We start from the raw sequence: 19,215 nt of genomic DNA, 5'->3' as shown, positions 1-19,215 counted from the left end.
GAAAAAGCCCGCTGAAGTGTTGAGCTTCAGCGGGCTTTTTTGCGCTGATCGTTCCTACGCTCTGCGTGGGAATGCAGGCCGGGACGCTCCGTGTCCCAACGCGTGACGCAGAACGTCGCAGGAGGCATTCCCACGAGGAGCGTGGGAACGATCATCACGCGGTGAACCTGCTTACTTCAGGGTCACAGTGCCTTTCATCATCGAGATGTGGCCCGGGAACGAGCAGAAGAAACCGTATTTTTCGTTGGCATCAAGCTTCGACACGTCGAAGGTCACCGAATCGGTTTCCTTGGCGCCGATGATCTTGGTGTGGGCGATAACCCGGGTATCGCCTTCCTTCAGGTACTGCTTGTCGATGCCGGCGCTCAAGCCGTCGGTGGCGATCGGCTGCATGTCGGCTTCTTTACTCAGCACCCAGTTATGGCCCATGACGTTTTTCGGCAAGCTGCCGGAATGGGTCAGTTCGACGGTGAAGGTCTTGCAGCTCTTGTCGATCTCAATGGCCTTGGTGTTGAAGGACATTTGGTCAGTGGAGTCAACGGTGACTTTGCACTCGGCAGCCATCAATTGGCTGCTGGCCAGTGTCAACAGGGATACCGCAACAAGTTTGGCAAACATGGTGAATCTCCAAGGCAGGGTTAACGAAAATGCGAGTGAACAGAAGACTGCCTGAAAACTTCGCAAGTTCATATGACTTGAATCAAAAATTGTATACAACTTTCGGGCTATGAAACCTATCGAAAGAATCTACCAGCCAAGCGTCTGGCCCGGCCCTATGATCAGACCGTCATTCAATCAACGGAGCGTCTGTCATGTCCCTCAATAGCCTGTTGTGCAGCCTGCTCGCCGCCTACGCCTGTGGTGCCAGCGGCACCCATGAAACGCCCGAACGGGAAGTTTAGCCCTTGGAGCGCGCAGCGCCTGCCTTTACTCTGTGGCCCTGATCGACCCTGGAGTAAGGCATGTCTTTAGCATCCGTCTGTGTATTTTGTGGTGCCAGCACCGGCACTGACCCCGCTTATCGAGAAGCGGCTGTTGCCTTGGGCCAAGCCCTGGCCGAGCGCAAGTTAACCCTGGTCTATGGCGGCGGCGCCGTGGGCTTGATGGGTATTGTGGCCGACGCCGCGCTGGCCGCCGGTGGCGAAGTCATCGGCATCATTCCGCAAAGCCTCAAGGACAAGGAAATCGGCCATAGCGGCCTGACTCGTCTGGAAGTAGTGGACGGCATGCATGCACGCAAGGCGCGAATGGCGGAACTCAGCGATGCCTTCATCGCCCTGCCCGGCGGTCTCGGTACCCTGGAGGAGCTGTTCGAAGTCTGGACCTGGGGCCAGCTCGGCTACCACGGCAAACCGCTCGGTTTGCTGGAAGTGAACGGTTTCTACAGCAAACTCACCGGTTTTCTTGATCACATCGTCGGCGAAGGCTTCGTTCGAGCGCCACACCGTGACATGCTGCAGGTGAGCGAATCGCCGCAAACGCTGCTCGATGCGCTCGATAGCTGGCAGCCGAGCGTACTGCCGAAGTGGGTCGAGCAAAAACCCGACTAACGACTCGGCACCGATACAGGGCAGAATACGCGCCGCTCAACCTCACCTTCGACCCCAGAGGATCGCCCATGGCTAAACCCAATTATTCCTTCGCAAAACGTCAGCGTGACTTGGCCAAGGAGCAGAAGAAAGAGGAAAAGCTTCAGCGCAAGAAAGCAACAGCTGAAGAAGCTGCACTGAACCCTGATGGTGAAGTGGCAGCAGAAGATGATGTTGATGCACCGAAAGATCAGGCGCCCGACGCCTGAGACCCTCAGGGCCGGACGATCTGATCAGGTCCATCGGATCTGTGTCCAGGGTTGTAGGAGCGAGCCTGCTCGCGATGAACCTGAGAGCGCCGAGGAGTGTCAGGCTTCCCGCGTTATCGTTGACGACCATCGCGACGGTGCGACGATTCGACAGGCTCGCTCCTACAGTGGCTGGCGTTAATTAAGTGGCATCACGGTGACCCGAACTTCCGGGTCATGATTGCCACCACCCAAAATTACCCCCCGCAACGGCGATACATCAGAAAAGTCCCGCCCCCATGCCAGCATGATGTGCTCCAGCGCCGGTTGCACATTGTTGGTCGGATCGAAATCCACCCAGCCGAGCAACGGACAAAATACCGACACCCAGGCATGGGATGCATCCGCACCGATCAAGCGCGGCTGGCCGGGTGGCGGCTGGGTCAGCAGGTAGCCACTGACGTAACGAGCGGCCAGGCCCCGGGAGCGTACGCACGCAAGCATCAAATGCGCGAAGTCCTGACAGACCCCGCGCCGACGCTCCAGCACTTCCACCAGCGGCGTCGCCACCTGGGTCGCCTCGGCGTCGAAAGTGAACTCGCTGAAGATCTTCTCCATCAAGGCCTGAACGCCGAGCAACAGCGGCCGCCCTGGCGGGAAGCAACTCGCGGAAAACTCGACGAAGTTGCGCTTCAAATGCACATAAGGTGATTCGAAACGGTAACGGCAAGCTTCGAGCACGTCAGACGACAGCGGCTGGCTGCTGTAGGTCAGCGCACTGCGGGTGTCCTCCCATGCGGGTGAAACATTGAAATCCGGCGCGGGCCGGGGCAGCACTTCGATCGTCAGGCTGGCATTGACCAACAGTTCATCATGAGGCCGCTCAAACGCCAGCCGGGTCAGCGGATTGCCGAACACGTCCAGCTCATCACGCCGTGAGGTTGGCTCCGGACTGATCTGCAATTGCTGATCCGTACAGCGCTGCCACGCACATGACCTTGGCCACAAATGGGCCAGCTGCTGTGCCAGGGACACCGGGCTGTCGTAGTGATAATGGGTGTCGTGGAAAATCTGATAGTGAGCGCTCATCAGACAGACACCGTGCGCTGGCTGATGTCATCCACGTGAGCGAAATGGCGCAAGGCCAGACGATCCGACACCTGCCCGCTGGCATCGGCGATCTCTTGCAGCAGATCGGCCAGGCCATCGAGAGCCGCGCGTACGCTGCCCTCGCCAAATAGCGAATTCTCCAGGCAGCCCAGATCAAAACGTGCCAATCGATCGACCAACAATGGCAGCCCCGCTTCGCGCGGTGCGCCAAAGTCATCGTTCAGCCGTTTGAGAGTGCGGGTCACCAGCTTCAACTGGAACAGCACCGCGTGCGGGTTTTGTTCGTCGAGCAGCAACAGGTCGAGCACCGGGATCAATTGCGCCACCGCCAGATACCGCGAGCGGTAGGTAATGCTGCTGTTGCCCAGCTCCAACAGCCACTCCAGACCTGCTTGATCGAATGCCCCGGCGCCGCGCAGAAATGCCGCCAGGCTGCCACTGAGAAATTGCAGACGCTCGATACGCCGGCCGATCATCAGGAAGCGCCAGCCTTCGTCCCGGGTCATGTCATCAAGGGCAAAACCGGACAGTGCCGCCAATGACATCACCAGACGATTGAGAAAATCCAGCAACTCGCCAAAATCCGGCGAATCGGTTTCGAGCTCAATGGCCTCGCGCTGCAGTTCCACCAGGGCCTGCCAGTTCTCCCGTGAAAGTTTGCCCCGCACTTGTGAGGCCGCCCATTGCAAGCGTTGCAGGTTGGAGCGAAGGCTGAACGGCCAATCGTCACCGAGTATCGCCGCCAGCAAGCGCTCCGACAGTTCACCTTCATCGGGCAACAGCATCAGCCTTTCGCCAAGCTCGACCGCCGCTTGCAGGGCCTGCTGGTCATCACCGTCGACGTAACGTGCGAGCATGATCCGCAACAGGCGGGCGCTGTCGTCGCAACGCTCACAGTAACGGCCGAACCAGAACAGGTTCTCCACTACCCGCGATGGCAGATAGGGATCGCGTCGCACCAGATCGTGCACGCCGATGTTGCGCTGGGCCTTCCATTGTTCGCCGCTGGGCGGGCGCTCACCCAGCACCCAGGTGTCTTTGCTGGCACCGCCGCGCTGCATCGACACCACCTCAGCGTCAGCTTCTGCGGCCACGCGGGTCAAACCACCGGGAAGCACCCGGTAGCCTTCGCGGCTGGCCACTGCGTACACACGCATGCCGATGGCCCGGGGTTGCAATTGACCGCCGTCGGCTTGCCAGATCGGTGCCTGGGATAACTGCGCCAGTTCTTGCGCGACATAGGCGTAAGGCCGCGCTTGCATGCGTTCGGCCAGCTCCTGACGCTGGCTTTCACTCAGGTCCCGGCCAAATACCGGGGCAAAGCTCTGCGAAGGAAACGCCGGTTTGATCAGCAGTTCCGGCAGTTTTTCCAGGGCCTGCGCCAGCACCGGCGCTTCACCGCACCACCAGGTAGCGATGGACGGCAGAATCAGTTCTTCGCCAAACAGGAACTGATTGATCTTCGGCAGGAAACCCAACAATCCCGGTGATTCCAGCACGCCGCTGCCGAGGGCGTTGGCCACCAGCACACGCCCCTGGCGCACGGCTTCCAGCAAGCCAGGCACGCCGAGAGCCGAATCAGTGCGCAATTCCAGTGGGTCGCAGAAATCATCGTCGAGCCGACGCATCACCACATGGACCCGACGCAGTCCGCTCAGGGTTTTCAGATAGACCGTGGCATCGCGTACTGTCAGGTCGCCGCCCTCCACCAGCGGATAACCGAGCTGCCGGGCCAGGTACAGGTGTTCGAAATAGCTTTCGTTGAAACGCCCCGGTGTCAGCAACACCACCAATGGCGCGCCATCATCACTCGGCGCCTGGCGTGCCAGGGTTTCCTGAAGCGTGCGGAAGAAGCCGGCCAGATGCTGCACCTTCAGATCGCGGTACAACTCGGGAAAGGCGCGGGACACGATCGTGCGGTTTTCCAGTGCATAACCGGCACCCGACGGCGCTTGAGTGCGGTCCGCCGTGACCCACCAACGGCCATCGGGGGTACGCGCCAGATCCACCGCATACAGATGCAAAAAAGCCCCGTCAGGCGGATGGATACCCTGGCAGGGCCACAGGAAGTTGTTGTGGCCGAATACCAGTTCGGCCGGCAGCAGTCCTTCGGCGATCAGTCGCTGCGGGCCATACAGATCAGCCAGTACGGCGTTGAGCAATCGCGCACGCTGGGCAATACCGGCAGACAATTGCTCCCACTCGTCAGCGGCAATGACGTGGGGTAGCAGGTCGAGTTCCCACGGCCGATCGGCGCCCTTGGGGTCGGCGTAGACGTTGTAGGTGACACCGTTTTCCTGAATCTGCCGGGTCAGCAGGGCCTGACGCTGCACCAGTTGCGCTGCAGAGCTGCGCTGCAATTGGTCGAACAATCGACGCCAATGCGGGCGCACCGCGCCGCTGCCGTCGAGCAGTTCGTGATAGGTGCCCGCCGTGAGCGGGTAGCGGTCTAGCAGGTCAGGCATGGAAAGCTCGGCAGACAGCAATGAACGGTCAGACTAACGCAGGCTCATGACGCCCGGATATACGAAAAATCCGAGCGTCGCGTACGGTTTAGAAACGTCGTAAATCGAGAGTCATCGGTAGCTCGTCGTTAATTTCCAGAATCGGAATAGGAAGTTTCCCAGGCGTGTGTCCGATCCGGAAGAAACGCGCCATGCGTCGGCTCTCGGCTTCATTGGCATTCACCGGCAACGTCTCGTAATTGCGCCCGCCCGGGTGCGCGACGTGATACTGGCAACCGCCCAGTGAACGCCCCATCCACGTATCGAGCAGATCGAATACCAACGGTGCGTGCACCGGGATGGTCGGCTGCAAACAGTTGGCCGGTTGCCATGCGCGAAAACGCACGCCTGCAACGAATTCCCCAACACGCCCGGTCGGCTGCAAAGGCACCGGGATGCCGTTGCACGTCAGCAAATAGCGCTGCGGCGGCAAGCCGCTGAGCTTGACCTGCAATCGCTCCAGCGACGAGTCCACATAACGCACCGTGCCACCGACCGCACCCTCCTCGCCCAATACATGCCATGGCTCCAGTGCCTGGCGCAGCTCCAGCGCGATGCCGCTGACGGCGTAGTCGCCGACCTTGGGAAAACGAAACTCCAGATGCGCCGCAAACCACTCGGCCCGCACCGGATAACCGGCCGCGTTGAGGTCGACGATGACGTCGGCGAAATCCTGTTCGATAAAGTGCGGCAACAGGAACCGGTCGTGCAGCTCCGTGCCCCAGCGCGCCAGTTTTGGCGGCGCATAGGGCTCACGCCAGAACCGTGCGACCAGCGCCCGCAGCAACAATTGCTGCGCCAGGCTCATACGCGCATGCGGTGGCATTTCAAAGGCGCGCAGTTCCAGCAACCCGAGCCGCCCCGTCGCGCCGTCCGGCGAGTAGAGCTTGTCGATGCAGAACTCGGCGCGGTGGGTGTTGCCAGTGACATCGATCAGCAGGTTTCTCAGCAACCGATCGACCAACCACGGCGCACACTCTTCCCCCGGCTTTGGCATCTGCGCAAAGGCAATTTCCAGTTCATACAAGGCATCGTTTCGCGCCTCGTCGACGCGCGGCGCCTGGGACGTCGGCCCGATGAACAACCCGGAAAACAGGTAGGACAGTGAAGGATGGTTATGCCAGTAACTGATCAGGCTGCGCAGCAAATCCGGACGACGCAGAAACGGTGAGTCAGCCGGTGTCGCGCCACCCAGTACGAAATGGTTACCGCCGCCAGTTCCGGTGTGCCGTCCATCAATCAGGAATTTTTCGGTGGTCAGTCGGGTCTGGCGCGCTTCTTCATAGAGGAACTCGGTGCGCTCGACCAACTCATCCCAGGTCGCGGACGGCTGAACGTTGACCTCGATCACGCCCGGATCCGGGGTGATGCGAAAGTTGCTTAATCGCGGATCGCTCGGCGGCTCATAACCTTCCAGCAGCACCGGACAACGCAGCTCTTCAGCAGTGGCTTCAATGGCAGCCACCAGTTCCAGATAATCCTCGACCCGTTCCAGTGGCGGCATGAACAGATACAACCGGCCTTCCCGCGCCTCGGCGCAGAACGCGGTGCGGGTCAGCCAGTCCGCGGATTCGTCGATTTTCGGGGCACGATCCTCAATCAGCGCCGCCGCGCCCTGATTCTGCGACTGTGCCATGTCGGGTAGCGGTGGGAACGCCTGATTCGGGTCTTGCGGATGAATGAACGGATACTCCGCCGCTTTCACCCACGGCTGCGAACCCAGCGGCAAGCGATAGCCCAGTGGCGAGTCTCCCGGCACCAACCGGCAATGCTCGTCGCGCAAATACCAGCGACCGCTCTGCCACTGATCGCCCTTGGCGGTGCGTGCCAGCGGCAGGACCTGGCCGATGACTTTGTCCAGACCCTGGCTGAAAACTTTGCGCAGTCGTGCACGCTCCAGGGGTTCCTCAAGACGCGAGTCTTCGGCGCTGACGTTTTGCGGCAACGTGCCCTCGCGCCAGAGGTAATAGAAATTGTCTTCGTAGGCTGGAAACACAAAGCGTGTGGGAATCTTCAGGCGCTCTGCAACGCTCGCCAGAAAACGCCCGGCCAGTTCGCCGGTCGCACCGTAGTCTTCGTGCTCGTCGGCAATCAGCGCGCTGTTGTTCCAGATCGGCGCGCCGTCACGGCGCCAGTAGCAATTGAGCGACCAGCGCGGCAGCTGTTCGCCGGGGTACCACTTGCCCTGGCCGAAATGCACCAGTCCCTGCGGCGCGTAGCGTTTTCGCATGCGCTGGAACAGCTCGGCGGACAGACGCCGTTTTTCCGGCCCCAGGGCCGCGGTATTCCATTCCGCGCCATCCGGGTCATCAATCGAGACGAACGTCGGCTCACCGCCCATGGTCAAGCGCACATCGCCTTCCAGCAGGTCGGCGTCGATTTGCCGGCCCAAAGACTGAATCGCCAGCCATTGATCGTCGGTGTAAGGCTTGGTGACGCGGGGCGCCTCCCAAATTCGCTCAACTGACATCTCGTGGCTGAACGCGCACTCGCACGGTTCCACCAGCCCCGTGATCGGCGCCGCAGAGGACGGATCGGGACTACAGGCCAACGGTATGTGTCCTTCGCCGGCAAACAGCCCGGAGGTGGCATCCAGACCAATCCAGCCAGCGCCGGGCAAGTACACCTCGCACCAGGCGTGCAAGTCGGTGAAGTCGACATCAGTACCCGAGGGGCCGTCGAGGCTTTTCACGTCGGCGGTCAGCTGGATCAGGTAACCGGAAACGAAACGTGCTGCCAGCCCGAGGTTGCGCAGCAACTGCACCAGCAGCCACGCGGAATCGCGGCACGAACCGGAGCTTTGTTCGAGGGTGAACTCAGGCGTTTGCACGCCCGGCTCCATGCGGATCAGGTAGTCGATGTCTTCACTCAGGCGCTGGTTGAGCGCGACGAGGAAATCGACACTGGGCAGCGGCGTGCGATCGATACTTTCCACATACGCCTTGAACTTTGGCGTAAGGGGCAAGGTTTCCAGGTACGGCGCCAGTTCTTTGCGCTCATCGGCGGCGTAAGTGAACGGGATTTTTTCCGCGTAGGGCTCAAGAAAGAAGTCGAAGGGATTGAACACCGCCATTTCGGCGAGCAGATCGACTTCGATCCGCAGCTCATCGGTTTTCTCCGGGAACACCAACCGCGCCAGGTAATTGCCCTGAGGGTCTTGCTGCCAGTTGATGAAATGCTGCTCGGGCGAGATTTTCAGCGCATAGGACAGAATCCGCGTGCGGCTGTGGGCTGCCGGACGCAGGCGAACGATCTGTGGCCCCAGCTCCACAGCACGGTCGTAGCGGTAATGCGTGACGTGGTGCAATGCGACATGTATCGACACGGCGTGCCTCCTGCGAGCCCTAAGCGTTATGGAAAGCGCGCAAGACTTATGCCATCCAGCAGCGCTGGCGCTTTCTTCGATTGCCTGAGGCAGTACAGCACCAAAATCGGGCGAGGCGGGAAAATGCGTTGAATCGATTGCACGTATTTGTGGCACACCCACGATCGTTCCCACGCTCCTGCGTGGGAATGCAGCCCGTGACGCTCCGCGTCACAGGTGGGTTGGAATGGTTACAGTGGCGCGGCTGGAACGCGGAGCGTCCCTAGAGGCATTCCCACGCAGAGCGTGGGAACGATCACGCCAACCCGAAGGTTGGCGTTCTGTTCAGCTCAAGCGCGGCTTAGCGCGGCACGACCGGCTTGCGGGTCGGCTTTGGTCCTTTGCCTTTGGCCGCATCCTTGCGTTCCTTGGCCGCCTGCTGATTGCGGGCAAACGCCGCAGCCTTAGCCTGTTCACGCTTGTCCCACGGGTTGCCGCCATCGCTGGCGCGCGGTGGCAGGCCGGTGTGCTGGGTGAGGATCTTGGTGGTCTTTTCCCCTGCAACCTTGTGGCTGCCGGCCGGCGTCGAGTTCTTGCGACGGGCACTCTGGTAGCTGTCGGTCGACGGCTGGTGCAGTGGGATCAACTGATTCTTGCCCGGCCCGATGAGGTCGGCGCGGCCCATGCGAGTCAGCGCTTCACGCAACATCGGCCAGCCTTTCGGGTCGTGATAACGCAAGAACGCCTTGTGCAGACGACGCTGCTCTTCGCTCTTGACGATGGTCACCGCGTCAGACTTGTAGGTGACCTTGCGCAGCGGGTTCTTGCCCGAGTGGTACATCGCGGTGGCAGTGGCCATCGGCGACGGGTAGAACGCCTGCACCTGGTCGGCACGGAAACCGTTGCCCTTGAGCCACAGGGCCAGGTTCATCATGTCTTCATCGGTGGTGCCCGGGTGGGCGGCGATGAAATACGGAATCAGGTACTGCTCTTTGCCCGCTTCCTTGGAGTACTTCTCGAACATGCGCTTGAACTTGTCATAGCTGCCGATGCCCGGTTTCATCATCTGGTTGAGCGGACCTTCCTCGGTGTGTTCCGGGGCGATCTTCAGGTAACCGCCGACGTGGTGGGTCACCAGCTCTTTGACGTACTCCGGCGACTCGACCGCGAGGTCATAGCGCAAGCCGGAAGCGATCAGGATCTTCTTCACACCCGGCAACTCACGGGCGCTGCGGTACAACTGGATCAACGCCGAGTGGTCGGTGTTCAGGTTCGGGCAGATGCCGGGGAACACGCACGAGGGCTTGCGGCACGCGGATTCGATTTCCGGGCTCTTGCAGGCGATGCGGTACATGTTCGCGGTCGGGCCACCGAGGTCGGAGATCACGCCGGTAAAGCCCGGGACCTTGTCGCGAATCTCTTCGATTTCGCGAATGATCGACTCATGGGAACGGTTCTGGATAATCCGGCCTTCGTGCTCGGTGATCGAGCAGAAGGTGCAGCCGCCGAAGCAGCCACGCATGATGTTCACCGAGAAGCGAATCATGTCGTAGGCCGGGATTTTCTCCTTGCCGTACGCCGGGTGCGGAACGCGCGCGTAAGGCATGCCGAACACGTAGTCCATTTCTTCGGTGGTCATCGGAATCGGTGGCGGGTTGAACCAGACATCGAGCTCGCCATGCTTCTGCACCAGCGCACGGGCGTTGCCCGGGTTGGTTTCCAGGTGCAGCACGCGGTTGGCGTGGGCGTAGAGCACCGCGTCGTTGCGGACTTTCTCCACCGACGGCAGGCGAATCACGGTCTTGTCGCGAGTCATCTTCGGGCTGGCCAGGATTTGCACGACCTTGGCTTCCTGCGGATCCTCAACCGGGCCTTTTTCCTGCTCGATGGCGCAGGCCTGGGTGTCCTGGGTGTTCACATACGGGTTGATGATCTTGTCGATCTTGCCCGGACGGTCAATGCGCGTGGAATCGACTTCGTACCAGTCTTTGGGCGTGTCGCGACGAATGAACGCGGTACCGCGCACGTCGGTGATGTCTTCGATCTTGTGACCGTAGGACAGGCGCTGGGCCACCTCGACAATCGCACGCTCGGCGTTGCCGTAAAGCAGGATGTCAGCGCTGGCGTCGATCAGGATCGAATTACGTACCCGGTCCTGCCAGTAATCGTAGTGCGCGATGCGGCGCAGGGACGCTTCGATGCCACCGAGCACAATCGGCACGTGCTTGTAGGCTTCCTTGCAGCGCTGGCTGTAGACCAGGCTCGCGCGATCCGGACGCTTGCCCGCCATGCCACCCGGGGTGTAGGCGTCGTCGGAACGGATTTTCTTGTCGGCGGTGTAGCGGTTGATCATCGAGTCCATGTTGCCGGCCGCGACACCGAAGAACAGGTTCGGCTCGCCGAGCTTCATGAAGTCGTCTTTGGACTGCCAGTTCGGCTGGGCAATGATCCCGACGCGAAAGCCCTGGGACTCCAGCAGCCGGCCGATGATCGCCATGCCGAACGACGGGTGATCGACGTAGGCATCACCGGTGACGATGATGATGTCGCAGGAATCCCAGCCGAGCTGATCCATCTCCTCCCTGCTCATCGGCAGGAATGGCGCTGGCCCGAAACATTCGGCCCAGTACTTGGGATAGTCAAATAACGGCTTGGCTGCTTGCATGTCGATAACCGGTGTTGGCTTTCATTGAATTTCGCGGGCGCGGAATATAGCACAAATTTTGACCAATTCCGACGGCTATGGTCGGAAATTGGTGAGCGCTTTGGCACACACAACCTATGTGGCGAGGGAGCTTGCTCCCGCTCGACTGCGCAGCAGTCGCAAAACCAGCAATTGCGGTGTGCCTGAATCAATACCATCGCAGGTATTGGGGCTGCTGCGCAGCCCAGCGGGAGCAAGCTCCCTCGCCACAAAAACCTCTATAACGACTTATTCGTCATCGTCGAAGTTGTAGCTACCCGGCGCCAGGTTCTCGAATCGCGTGTATTTGCCGATGAACGCCAGGCGGATAAAGCCGATCGGGCCGTTCCGCTGCTTGCCGATGATGATCTCGGCAATGCCTTTGTGCTCGGTTTCCGGGTGATACACCTCGTCCCGATACACGAACATGATCACGTCGGCGTCCTGCTCGATCGCTCCGGATTCACGCAAGTCGGAGTTCACCGGGCGCTTGTTCGGCCGTTGTTCCAGGGAACGGTTGAGCTGCGACAGCGCCACCACTGGGCAGTTGAATTCTTTGGCCAGCGCTTTCAGGGATCGGGAGATCTCGGAAATCTCGTTGGTCCGGTTGTCGCCGCTGGAACCCGGAATCTGCATCAGCTGCAGGTAGTCGATCATGATCAGGCCGACTTCACCGTGCTCACGCACCAGACGCCGGGTCCGGGCACGCATTTCCGACGGACTGATGCCGGCGGTATCGTCAATGAACAGCTTGCGGTCGTTGAGCAGGTTGACCGCCGAGGTCAGGCGCGGCCAGTCATCGTCTTCGAGCTGACCGGAACGCACCTTGGTCTGGTCGATACGACCGAGGGACGAAAGCATACGCATGATCAGCGATTCGCCTGGCATCTCCAGCGAGTAGACCAGAACCGCTTTTTCACTGCGCAACACGGCGTTTTCCACCAGGTTCATCGCAAAGGTGGTTTTACCCATGGACGGACGGCCGGCGACGATGATCAAGTCGGCCGGTTGCAGGCCGCTGGTCTTCTCATCGAGGTCGGTGTAGCCGGTGGACAGGCCAGTGATGGCGTTGTCGGTATTGAACAGCGTGTCGATACGGTCGATGGCCTTGGTCAACAGGTCGTTGACGCCCACCGGGCCACCGGTTTTTGGCCGGGCCTCGGCGATCTGGAAAATCTGCCGCTCGGCCTCGTCAAGAATTTCCGCGGCAGTGCGGCCTTCCGGGTTGAAAGCGCTGTCGGCGATTTCGGTGCTGATGCCGATCAATTGGCGCAACGTCGCCCGCTCGCGAACGATCTGCGCATAGGCCTTGATGTTGGCGACCGAAGGCGTGTTTTTTGCCAGTTCACCGAGGTAACCGAGGCCGCCGACTTGCGAGGTCTGACCTTCCTTGTCCAGTTGTTCGGACAGGGTCACGACGTCGATCGGCATGTTCTGATCGGCCAGCTTGGCGATCGCGCGGAAAATCAGACGGTGGTCATGTCGGTAGAAATCGCCGTCGGAGACTTGATCGAGCACGCGCTCCCAGGCGTTGTTGTCCAGCATCAGACCACCGAGCACAGCCTGTTCGGCTTCGATGGAATGTGGCGGCACCTTCAGCGCGGCGGTTTGCAGATCGTATTGCTCAGGAGCGGAAATTTCGTTCATGGCCACTTGGTTGTTCAGAAAAAAGCAGGGATTGAAAAACAGGAGTTACCAGAAAGACAAAGGGCACGACCTGTAAACAGGATCGTGCCCGATGTTACCGGCAAGCACCCGAGGGTGCCAGCCGACAAGTGCTACTTAAGCTGCTACCACGACAACGCGTACGGTGGCTTCAACTTCGGCGTGCAGGTGCACGGCTACGTCGAATTCGCCTACGTTGCGGATGGTGCCGTTCGGCAGACGAACTTCGCTCTTCTGCACTTCAACGCCGGAGGCGGTCAGTGCATCAGCGATGTCGTGAGTACCGATCGAACCGAACAGCTTGCCTTCGTCGCCAGCGGTGGCAGTGATGGTCACTTCCAGCTCGGCCAGTTGGGCAGCGCGGCTTTCAGCCGACGATTTACGATCTGCTGCTGCTTTTTCCAGCTCAGCACGACGCTCTTCGAACGCAGCCAGGTTGGCTGGGGTCGCAGCGGTAGCTTTGCCGTATGGCAGCAGGTAGTTACGACCGTAACCAGCCTTAACGTTCACTTTGTCACCCAGGTTGCCCAGGTTGGTGACTTTTTCCAGAAGGATCAGTTGCATGTGAAAATCCTCTTAACTTTTAACCTTCACCGTTCGCGTTATCGGCATCTTTGGGTGCCGAACGACCGCGAAAATCAATCAGGCTGTCGACGATGGCCAAGACCACCAGCAACGGATAGATCAGCTGCATGAACAGCAACAGCGTGACGTACATCCCCACCAACCAGAATCTGGCCAGTCGCTTTTGCGCCACCAGCCCATGAATCAGGGCCAGCCCGGCGAACACCAGCGGTACGCTGCACAACGGCGTCAACATGGCCATCTGCGAACCGAGATTCGGCCCCAGAAGCATGCACGCCAGCAGCAACATCGCCGGCAACAGCGGGAAGCGGATGGCGCGAAACTCGCGACCAAAACCACCCGGGTTGTACAACAACGCCTGCCAATAGCGCCCGACAAGCAGGCTCAACAAGCTGACGATTTGCAACAAAGCCGCTATCAAGCCGGTCAGGACCGGTGCAATCAGGGACGCGAAACGCGCTTGTTCGTCTACCGACATCTTCTGGTAGACATCACCGAGTAGCGACGGCATGACTTTTATCAAAGCCTGCGCCAGCATCTCGATCTGGGGAGCAAAAGCTGTCCCCAACACCACTGAAAACACCACTCCCATCGCTATGCTGACCAGCAGCACGCGGTTCCAGGACTCGCTTGCGCGCAAAACCAACGCAAGGCTCGCAGACCCCAGCAGCACCAGAAGTGCCCTTGGGTCGTCGGAGTAAAGCCACCAGAGCAATGCCGGCAGCAGTCCCAGAGCAAGAACGCCCAGGGCGTCCTTCAATCCGCGCCGCAGGAGCACGAGGCATCCGGCGGCAGCACCCAACCAATACAACAACGGCATTGCCGCACATCCAGCCACTACCAGAGTGGCCTGCATACGGCCCCGCATGATGAACTCAGCTAAGGCGCGCATGCATTCAATCCTTTGCTACGTGTCGACTGCCCGGTCTCAGCGGCCGTGGCTGTCGGTGTAGGCCAGCAGGGCCAGGAAGCGGGCGCGCTTGATAGCGGTGGCCAGCTGACGCTGATAACGAGCTTTGGTACCGGTGATGCGGCTTGGAACGATTTTGCCGGTCTCGGATACGTAGGCTTTCAGAGTGTTGAGATCTTTGTAATCGATCTCTTTCACGTCTTCAGCGGTGAAGCGGCAGAATTTACGACGACGGAAGAAACGTGCCATTTGATAGGCTCCTTAAAAGGTCCGTGGATTACTCGTCAGCGTTATCGCTGTTGTCGCTGTCATCACTGTCAGCGCTTTCAGCGCCTTCGTGCTCAGGACGGTCGCGACGCTCACGGCGCTCACTGCGGTTTTCTTCAGCCTTGAGCATCTCGGATTGGCCGGTAACGGCTTCTTCGCGACGGATGACCAGGTTACGGATCACTGCATCGTTGTAGCGGAAGTTGTCTTCCAGCTCGGCCAGGGCCTTGCCAGTGCACTCAACGTTCAGCATCACGTAGTGAGCCTTGTGAACATTGTTGATTGCGTAGGCCAGTTGACGACGGCCCCAATCTTCCAGACGGTGGATTTTGCCGCCGTCTTCTTCGATCAGCTTGGTGTAACGCTCAACCATGCCGCCGACTTGCTCGCTTTGATCCGGGTGGACCAAAAAGATGATTTCGTAATGACGCATGAATGCTCCTTACGGGTTGTAGCCTGCCGCTCAAAAGCGGTCAGACAAGGAGTGAATGACACTTATGGACTTGAGGACGCTAGACACGTGGGTGCCTGCCATCACAGCAAGGGGCGCAATTGTAGAGAAGGGGCGAAGGAGGCGCAAGGTAATTGGTGATTATTTGAACAGCTCACCTGTTTTCGCTTTGCCACAAACGACTGTAGGAGCAAAGCTTGCTCGCGATAGCGGTGTAACGTTCAACATTGATGCTGAATGCTACACCCCCCTATCGCGAGCAAGCTTTGCTCCTACACACAGTAGCGGATCAGGACTTCTTGGCGGCAGCCTTGGCCTTGACACCACGCTGGCGCTGCGCTTCGAACAGGCAGACGCCGGTTGCCACCGAAACGTTAAGGCTGCTGACACTGCCGGCCATCGGCAGATTCACCAGATAGTCGCAATGCTCGCGAGTCAGGCGACGCATGCCTTTGCCTTCAGCGCCCATGATCAGAATGGTCGGGCCGGTCAGGTCCTGGTCATAAATACTGACCTCGGCCTCCCCCGCCGTACCGACAACCCACAAGCCGCGCTGCTGAAGTTTTTCCAGAGTGCGCGCCAGGTTGGTCACGGCCACCAGCGGAATCACTTCTGCAGCACCACAAGCGACTTTTCGTACCACCGGCGTCAGGGTCGCCGACTTGTCCTTCGGCACGATCACCGCCAGCGCGCCTGCCGCATCGGCAGAACGCAGGCAGGCGCCCAGGTTGTGCGGATCGGTCACTCCGTCGAGCACCAGCAACAGCGGTGCGCCTTCGGTGCGATCGAGCAACTCGTCGAGCATCGCCTCGCCCCAGACCTGGCTTGGACTTACCTCCGCAACGACGCCCTGGTGCACGCCTTCAACCCAGGCATCCATTTCACGGCGTTCGGCCTGCCCCACCTGGACACGGTTTTCGTTGGCCAGCTCGATCAACGTCTGTACCCGCGGATCACCGCGACCTTCAGCCAACCAGATCTGCTTGACGCGTTTCGGGTGGTGACGCAGCAACGCTTCTACCGCATGCACGCCGTAGATTTTTTCCAACTGACTCATGGCTTGGCCTTAGGTTTACGCGCCCCGCCGCTTTTGGCTGGAGCCGAGCCCGCTTTTGGCGGGCCTTTACGATGTTTGCTCGGTTTGGCTGGCTTGCCGCCGACGGCCTTTTCAGGCGTCGACCGTCCGGTCTTTCCCCCAGACGGCGCTTTACCGCCGCTTTTCGCACCGGCCAGCAACGCCTGTTTCATTTCACGACTCTTGCGCACTTCGGCGTTTTTCGCCGCGGCATCGCTCGGACGGTAGGCTTCGACAGCCTTTTCCTTGGCAGGACGGCGGCCGGTTTTGGCCGGTGCCGGTTCTGCTGCGGTTTTGCTCGCCGGCTCTGCGGTTTCGGCGCCACGCTTCTTGCGACCGATTGGTGCGCTGATGGTTTTCTCGGCCATCTCGAAGTCGATCTTGCGCTCATCGAGGTCAACGCGCATGACGCGCACCTCAACAGTGTCGCCTAGACGGAAGCTGCGACCGGTACGCTCACCCGCCAGGCGGTGATGCACTGGATCGAAGTGGTAGTAGTCACCCGGCAGCGCGGTGACGTGCACCAGGCCTTCGACGTAGATATCGGTCAGCTCGACGAACAGACCAAAACCGGTCACCGCGGTGATCACGCCCGGGAACGACTCGCCCACGCGATCTTTCATGAACTCGCACTTGAGCCAGTTCACCACATCGCGGGTCGCTTCGTCGGCACGACGCTCGCTCATCGAGCACTGCTCGCCGAGTTGCTCCAGGGCCGCTTCGTCGTACGGATAAATGCGCGCCTTCGGAATAGTCATCGCACCGGCACGGCGAACGTGCGGGGTGTCCTGTTTCGAATGGATCACGCTGCGAATCGCCCGGTGCGTGAGCAGGTCCGGATAGCGGCGAATCGGCGAGGTGAAGTGGGTGTAAGCCTCGTAATTCAGGCCGAAGTGGCCCTGGTTATCGGCGCTGTACACCGCCTGGCTCAAAGAACGCAGCATGACGGTCTGGATCAGGTGGAAATCCGGACGATCCTTGATACCGGCCAGCAAAGCCTGGTAATCCTTCGGCGACGGGCCATCCTTGCCTTTGTGCAGGGACAGACCAAGTTCGCCAAGGAACGCGCGCAGTTTTTCCAGACGCTCCGGCGGCGGGCCATCGTGAACACGGTACAGCGCTGGGATTTCGTGCTTTTTCAGGAATTCGGCGGTAGCCACGTTGGCCGCCAGCATGCATTCCTCGATCAGCTTGTGTGCGTCGTTACGTACGGTCGGACGGATTTCGGCGATCTTGCGCTCGGAGCCGAAGATGATCCGGGTTTCCTGGGTTTCGAAATCGATCGCACCCCGTACGTGACGGGCCGCCAGCAATACCTTGTACAGCGAGTACAGCTGCTTGAGGTGCGGCACCACGTCGGTGTATTCGCCGCGAAGCTTGCGCGCTTCGGTCGCCTTCGGCGTTTCCAGCATCGCGCTCACTTTGTTGTAAGTCAGGCGAGCGTGGGAGTGAATCACCGCTTCGTAGAAGCAGTAGTCGGTCATCTCGCCGGATTTGGAGATGGTCATCTCGCAAACCATGGCCAGGCGATCGACCTGAGGATTGAGCGAGCACAAGCCGTTGGACAACTGCTCGGGCAGCATCGGAATCACGCGCTCGGGGAAGTACACCGAGTTGCCGCGAACCTGGGCTTCGGCATCCAGCGCCGAACCGAGTTTCACGTAGCTGGATACGTCGGCAATCGCCACGTACAACTTCCAGCCGCCAGAGAACAGGCGCAGCTTGCCCGGACGGGCTTCGCAATAGACCGCGTCGTCAAAGTCGCGGGCATCTTCGCCGTCGATGGTGACAAACGGCAGATGGCGCAGGTCGATGCGCTTCTCTTTGTCCTTCTCTTCGACTTCCGGCTTGAGCTTGCCGGCTTCTTTAAGCACAGCATCAGGCCAAACGTGAGGAATGTCGTAGGTACGCAGGGCGACATCGATTTCCATGCCCGGCGCCATGTAGTTGCCCACGACTTCGACCACGTCGCCTTGCGGCTGGAAGCGTGGCGTCGGCCAGTGAGTGATCTTCACTTCGACGAACTGACCGATTTGCGCGTTGGCGTTACGCCCCGGCGTTACCAGCACTTCCTGCTGGATCTTCGGGTTGTCGGCAACCACGAAACCGATGCCGCCCTCTTCGAAGTAGCGACCAACGATGGTTTCGTGAGCGCGGGACACCACTTCGACGATCATGCCTTCGCGGCGGCCGCGACGATCCAGGCCGGAAACACGAGCCAAGGCTCGGTCACCGTCGAACACCAGGCGCATTTGCGCCGGGCTCATGAACAGGTCGTCACTGCCGTCGTCCGGCACCAGGAAACCGAAACCATCACGGTGCCCGCTGATGCGACCGAGGATCAGATCGAGCTTGTCCACCGGTGCATACGTGCCACGACGGGTGTAAATGAGTTGAGCATCGCGCTCCATGGCGCGCAGACGGCGGCGCAGGGCTTCGATCTGGTCTTCTGTGGTCAGACCAAACTCTTCGACCAGTTGCTCGCGGTTAGCAGGCGAACCCCGATCAGCAAGATGCTGAAGGATCAGTTCGCGGCTAGGGATGGGGTTTTCATATTTTTCCGCTTCACGAGCGGCCTCGGGATCGAGGGACTGCCAATCGGCCATTAGAGAGTTTTCACCTTGTCTATATGCGGGTTAGTTTGGCATAGGCGTAATGAAACGGGAAATTTCAGGCTAAGACGACCCATCTAAAGCCCTGTATCGACACCGTAAAGCTGATTTGAAGACCGCTGGTGAAATTTTCCAGGTTTTTTTGATTGCGGGGGTTTACAGTTAAAAAGACGCTCCGTATAGTGCGCGCCATCGACGACGGCAACGTTGTCGATACTGCCCAGATGGTGAAATTGGTAGACACGCCAGCTTCAGGTGCTGGTGACCGCAAG

The 19,215-nt window shown here is 59.9% G+C and carries 15 protein-coding genes; 2 read left to right on the top strand and 13 right to left on the bottom strand.

Annotation, left to right across the window (positions count from 1 at the left end; translation table 11 throughout):
- Positions 1–171 precede the first annotated feature (171 nt).
- Positions 172–618 (bottom strand): azurin, encoded by a 447-nt coding sequence (gene azu, locus D8U69_RS27540; RefSeq protein WP_056852390.1) that lies wholly within the window; start codon positions 616–618, stop codon positions 172–174.
- Positions 619–962: 344 nt separating this feature from the next.
- On the opposite strand from azu, the gene D8U69_RS27535 reads away from it, so the two are divergent.
- Both D8U69_RS27535 and D8U69_RS27530 read left to right on the top strand, forming a co-directional pair.
- Positions 963–1,550, top strand: a complete 588-nt coding sequence (locus D8U69_RS27535; protein ID WP_130903979.1) for a TIGR00730 family Rossman fold protein — start codon at positions 963–965, stop codon at positions 1,548–1,550.
- Positions 1,551–1,618: 68 nt separating this feature from the next.
- Complete coding sequence (locus D8U69_RS27530) at positions 1,619–1,798, top strand: hypothetical protein (RefSeq protein WP_034149642.1); 180 nt, start codon at positions 1,619–1,621, stop codon at positions 1,796–1,798.
- Positions 1,799–1,975: 177 nt separating this feature from the next.
- On the opposite strand, the gene D8U69_RS27525 is transcribed toward D8U69_RS27530, so the two are convergent.
- From D8U69_RS27525 to D8U69_RS29655, 12 genes are all read right to left on the bottom strand, one after another.
- Complete coding sequence (locus tag D8U69_RS27525; RefSeq protein ID WP_130908546.1) at positions 1,976–2,866, bottom strand: transglutaminase family protein; 891 nt, start codon at positions 2,864–2,866, stop codon at positions 1,976–1,978.
- Entirely contained in the window at positions 2,866–5,352 is a 2,487-nt protein-coding gene (locus tag D8U69_RS27520) for a circularly permuted type 2 ATP-grasp protein (protein WP_130903977.1), read from the bottom strand. Before D8U69_RS27520 ends, D8U69_RS27525 begins: the two co-directional genes overlap by 1 nt.
- Positions 5,353–5,440: 88 nt before the next feature.
- Positions 5,441–8,716 (bottom strand): transglutaminase family protein, encoded by a 3,276-nt coding sequence (locus D8U69_RS27515; protein WP_130908545.1) that lies wholly within the window; start codon positions 8,714–8,716, stop codon positions 5,441–5,443.
- A 340-nt stretch (positions 8,717–9,056) separates the two neighbouring features.
- Positions 9,057–11,360: a YgiQ family radical SAM protein gene (locus D8U69_RS27505; RefSeq protein WP_130908544.1), complete on the bottom strand. Its 2,304-nt coding sequence runs from the start codon at positions 11,358–11,360 to the stop codon at positions 9,057–9,059.
- A 267-nt stretch (positions 11,361–11,627) separates the two neighbouring features.
- A complete protein-coding gene (gene dnaB, locus D8U69_RS27500) occupies positions 11,628–13,025 on the bottom strand; it encodes a replicative DNA helicase (protein WP_008058980.1) in 1,398 nt (465 codons plus the stop codon).
- A gap of 135 nt (positions 13,026–13,160) precedes the next feature.
- Positions 13,161–13,607 (bottom strand): 50S ribosomal protein L9, encoded by a 447-nt coding sequence (gene rplI / locus D8U69_RS27495; protein ID WP_034149636.1) that lies wholly within the window; start codon positions 13,605–13,607, stop codon positions 13,161–13,163.
- A 19-nt stretch (positions 13,608–13,626) separates the two neighbouring features.
- The gene (locus D8U69_RS27490) at positions 13,627–14,520 is read right to left on the bottom strand and encodes a hypothetical protein (protein WP_130903975.1); all 894 of its coding nucleotides are present in this window, start codon (positions 14,518–14,520) and stop codon (positions 13,627–13,629) included.
- Positions 14,521–14,556: 36 nt separating this feature from the next.
- Entirely contained in the window at positions 14,557–14,787 is a 231-nt protein-coding gene (gene rpsR, locus D8U69_RS27485; RefSeq protein WP_002551829.1) for a 30S ribosomal protein S18, read from the bottom strand.
- A 28-nt stretch (positions 14,788–14,815) separates the two neighbouring features.
- Positions 14,816–15,238 carry a 30S ribosomal protein S6 gene (gene rpsF, locus D8U69_RS27480; protein WP_003217491.1) on the bottom strand — a complete coding sequence of 141 codons (423 nt, stop codon included), beginning with the start codon at positions 15,236–15,238 and terminating at the stop codon, positions 14,816–14,818.
- Positions 15,239–15,545: 307 nt separating this feature from the next.
- Complete coding sequence (gene rlmB, locus D8U69_RS27475; RefSeq protein WP_056852383.1) at positions 15,546–16,313, bottom strand: 23S rRNA (guanosine(2251)-2'-O)-methyltransferase RlmB; 768 nt, start codon at positions 16,311–16,313, stop codon at positions 15,546–15,548.
- Positions 16,310–18,937 carry a ribonuclease R gene (gene rnr / locus D8U69_RS27470; protein WP_056852382.1) on the bottom strand — a complete coding sequence of 876 codons (2,628 nt, stop codon included), beginning with the start codon at positions 18,935–18,937 and terminating at the stop codon, positions 16,310–16,312. The genes rlmB and rnr overlap by 4 nt, the downstream gene beginning before the upstream one ends.
- A 64-nt stretch (positions 18,938–19,001) precedes the next feature.
- Positions 19,002–19,215: hypothetical protein (locus D8U69_RS29655; RefSeq protein WP_206663076.1), on the bottom strand; the 214-nt coding region annotated here is incomplete at its 5' end.

Origin of the sequence: Pseudomonas sp. Sample_16, assembly GCF_004307665.1 — a bacterium.
Lineage (GTDB): Bacteria > Pseudomonadota > Gammaproteobacteria > Pseudomonadales > Pseudomonadaceae > Aquipseudomonas.
This window is presented reverse-complemented; position numbering and strand designations above follow the sequence as displayed.

Excerpts from the sequence above, each read along its gene's own strand:
- D8U69_RS27525 (WP_130908546.1), bottom strand. The coding sequence starts at position 2,866 with ATGAGCGCTCACTATCAGATTTTCCACGACACCCATTATCACTACGAC.
- D8U69_RS27535 (WP_130903979.1), top strand. The coding sequence starts at position 963 with ATGTCTTTAGCATCCGTCTGTGTATTTTGTGGTGCCAGCACCGGCACT.
- D8U69_RS27530 (WP_034149642.1), top strand. The coding sequence starts at position 1,619 with ATGGCTAAACCCAATTATTCCTTCGCAAAACGTCAGCGTGACTTGGCC.
- D8U69_RS27490 (WP_130903975.1), bottom strand. The coding sequence starts at position 14,520 with ATGCGCGCCTTAGCTGAGTTCATCATGCGGGGCCGTATGCAGGCCACT.
- rlmB (WP_056852383.1), bottom strand. The coding sequence starts at position 16,313 with ATGAGTCAGTTGGAAAAAATCTACGGCGTGCATGCGGTAGAAGCGTTG.
- dnaB (WP_008058980.1), bottom strand. The coding sequence starts at position 13,025 with ATGAACGAAATTTCCGCTCCTGAGCAATACGATCTGCAAACCGCCGCG.
- rpsF (WP_003217491.1), bottom strand. The coding sequence starts at position 15,238 with ATGCGTCATTACGAAATCATCTTTTTGGTCCACCCGGATCAAAGCGAG.
- D8U69_RS27505 (WP_130908544.1), bottom strand. The coding sequence starts at position 11,360 with ATGCAAGCAGCCAAGCCGTTATTTGACTATCCCAAGTACTGGGCCGAA.
- azu (WP_056852390.1), bottom strand. The coding sequence starts at position 618 with ATGTTTGCCAAACTTGTTGCGGTATCCCTGTTGACACTGGCCAGCAGC.
- D8U69_RS27520 (WP_130903977.1), bottom strand. The coding sequence starts at position 5,352 with ATGCCTGACCTGCTAGACCGCTACCCGCTCACGGCGGGCACCTATCAC.
- rpsR (WP_002551829.1), bottom strand. The coding sequence starts at position 14,787 with ATGGCACGTTTCTTCCGTCGTCGTAAATTCTGCCGCTTCACCGCTGAA.
- rnr (WP_056852382.1), bottom strand. The coding sequence starts at position 18,937 with ATGGCCGATTGGCAGTCCCTCGATCCCGAGGCCGCTCGTGAAGCGGAA.
- rplI (WP_034149636.1), bottom strand. The coding sequence starts at position 13,607 with ATGCAACTGATCCTTCTGGAAAAAGTCACCAACCTGGGCAACCTGGGT.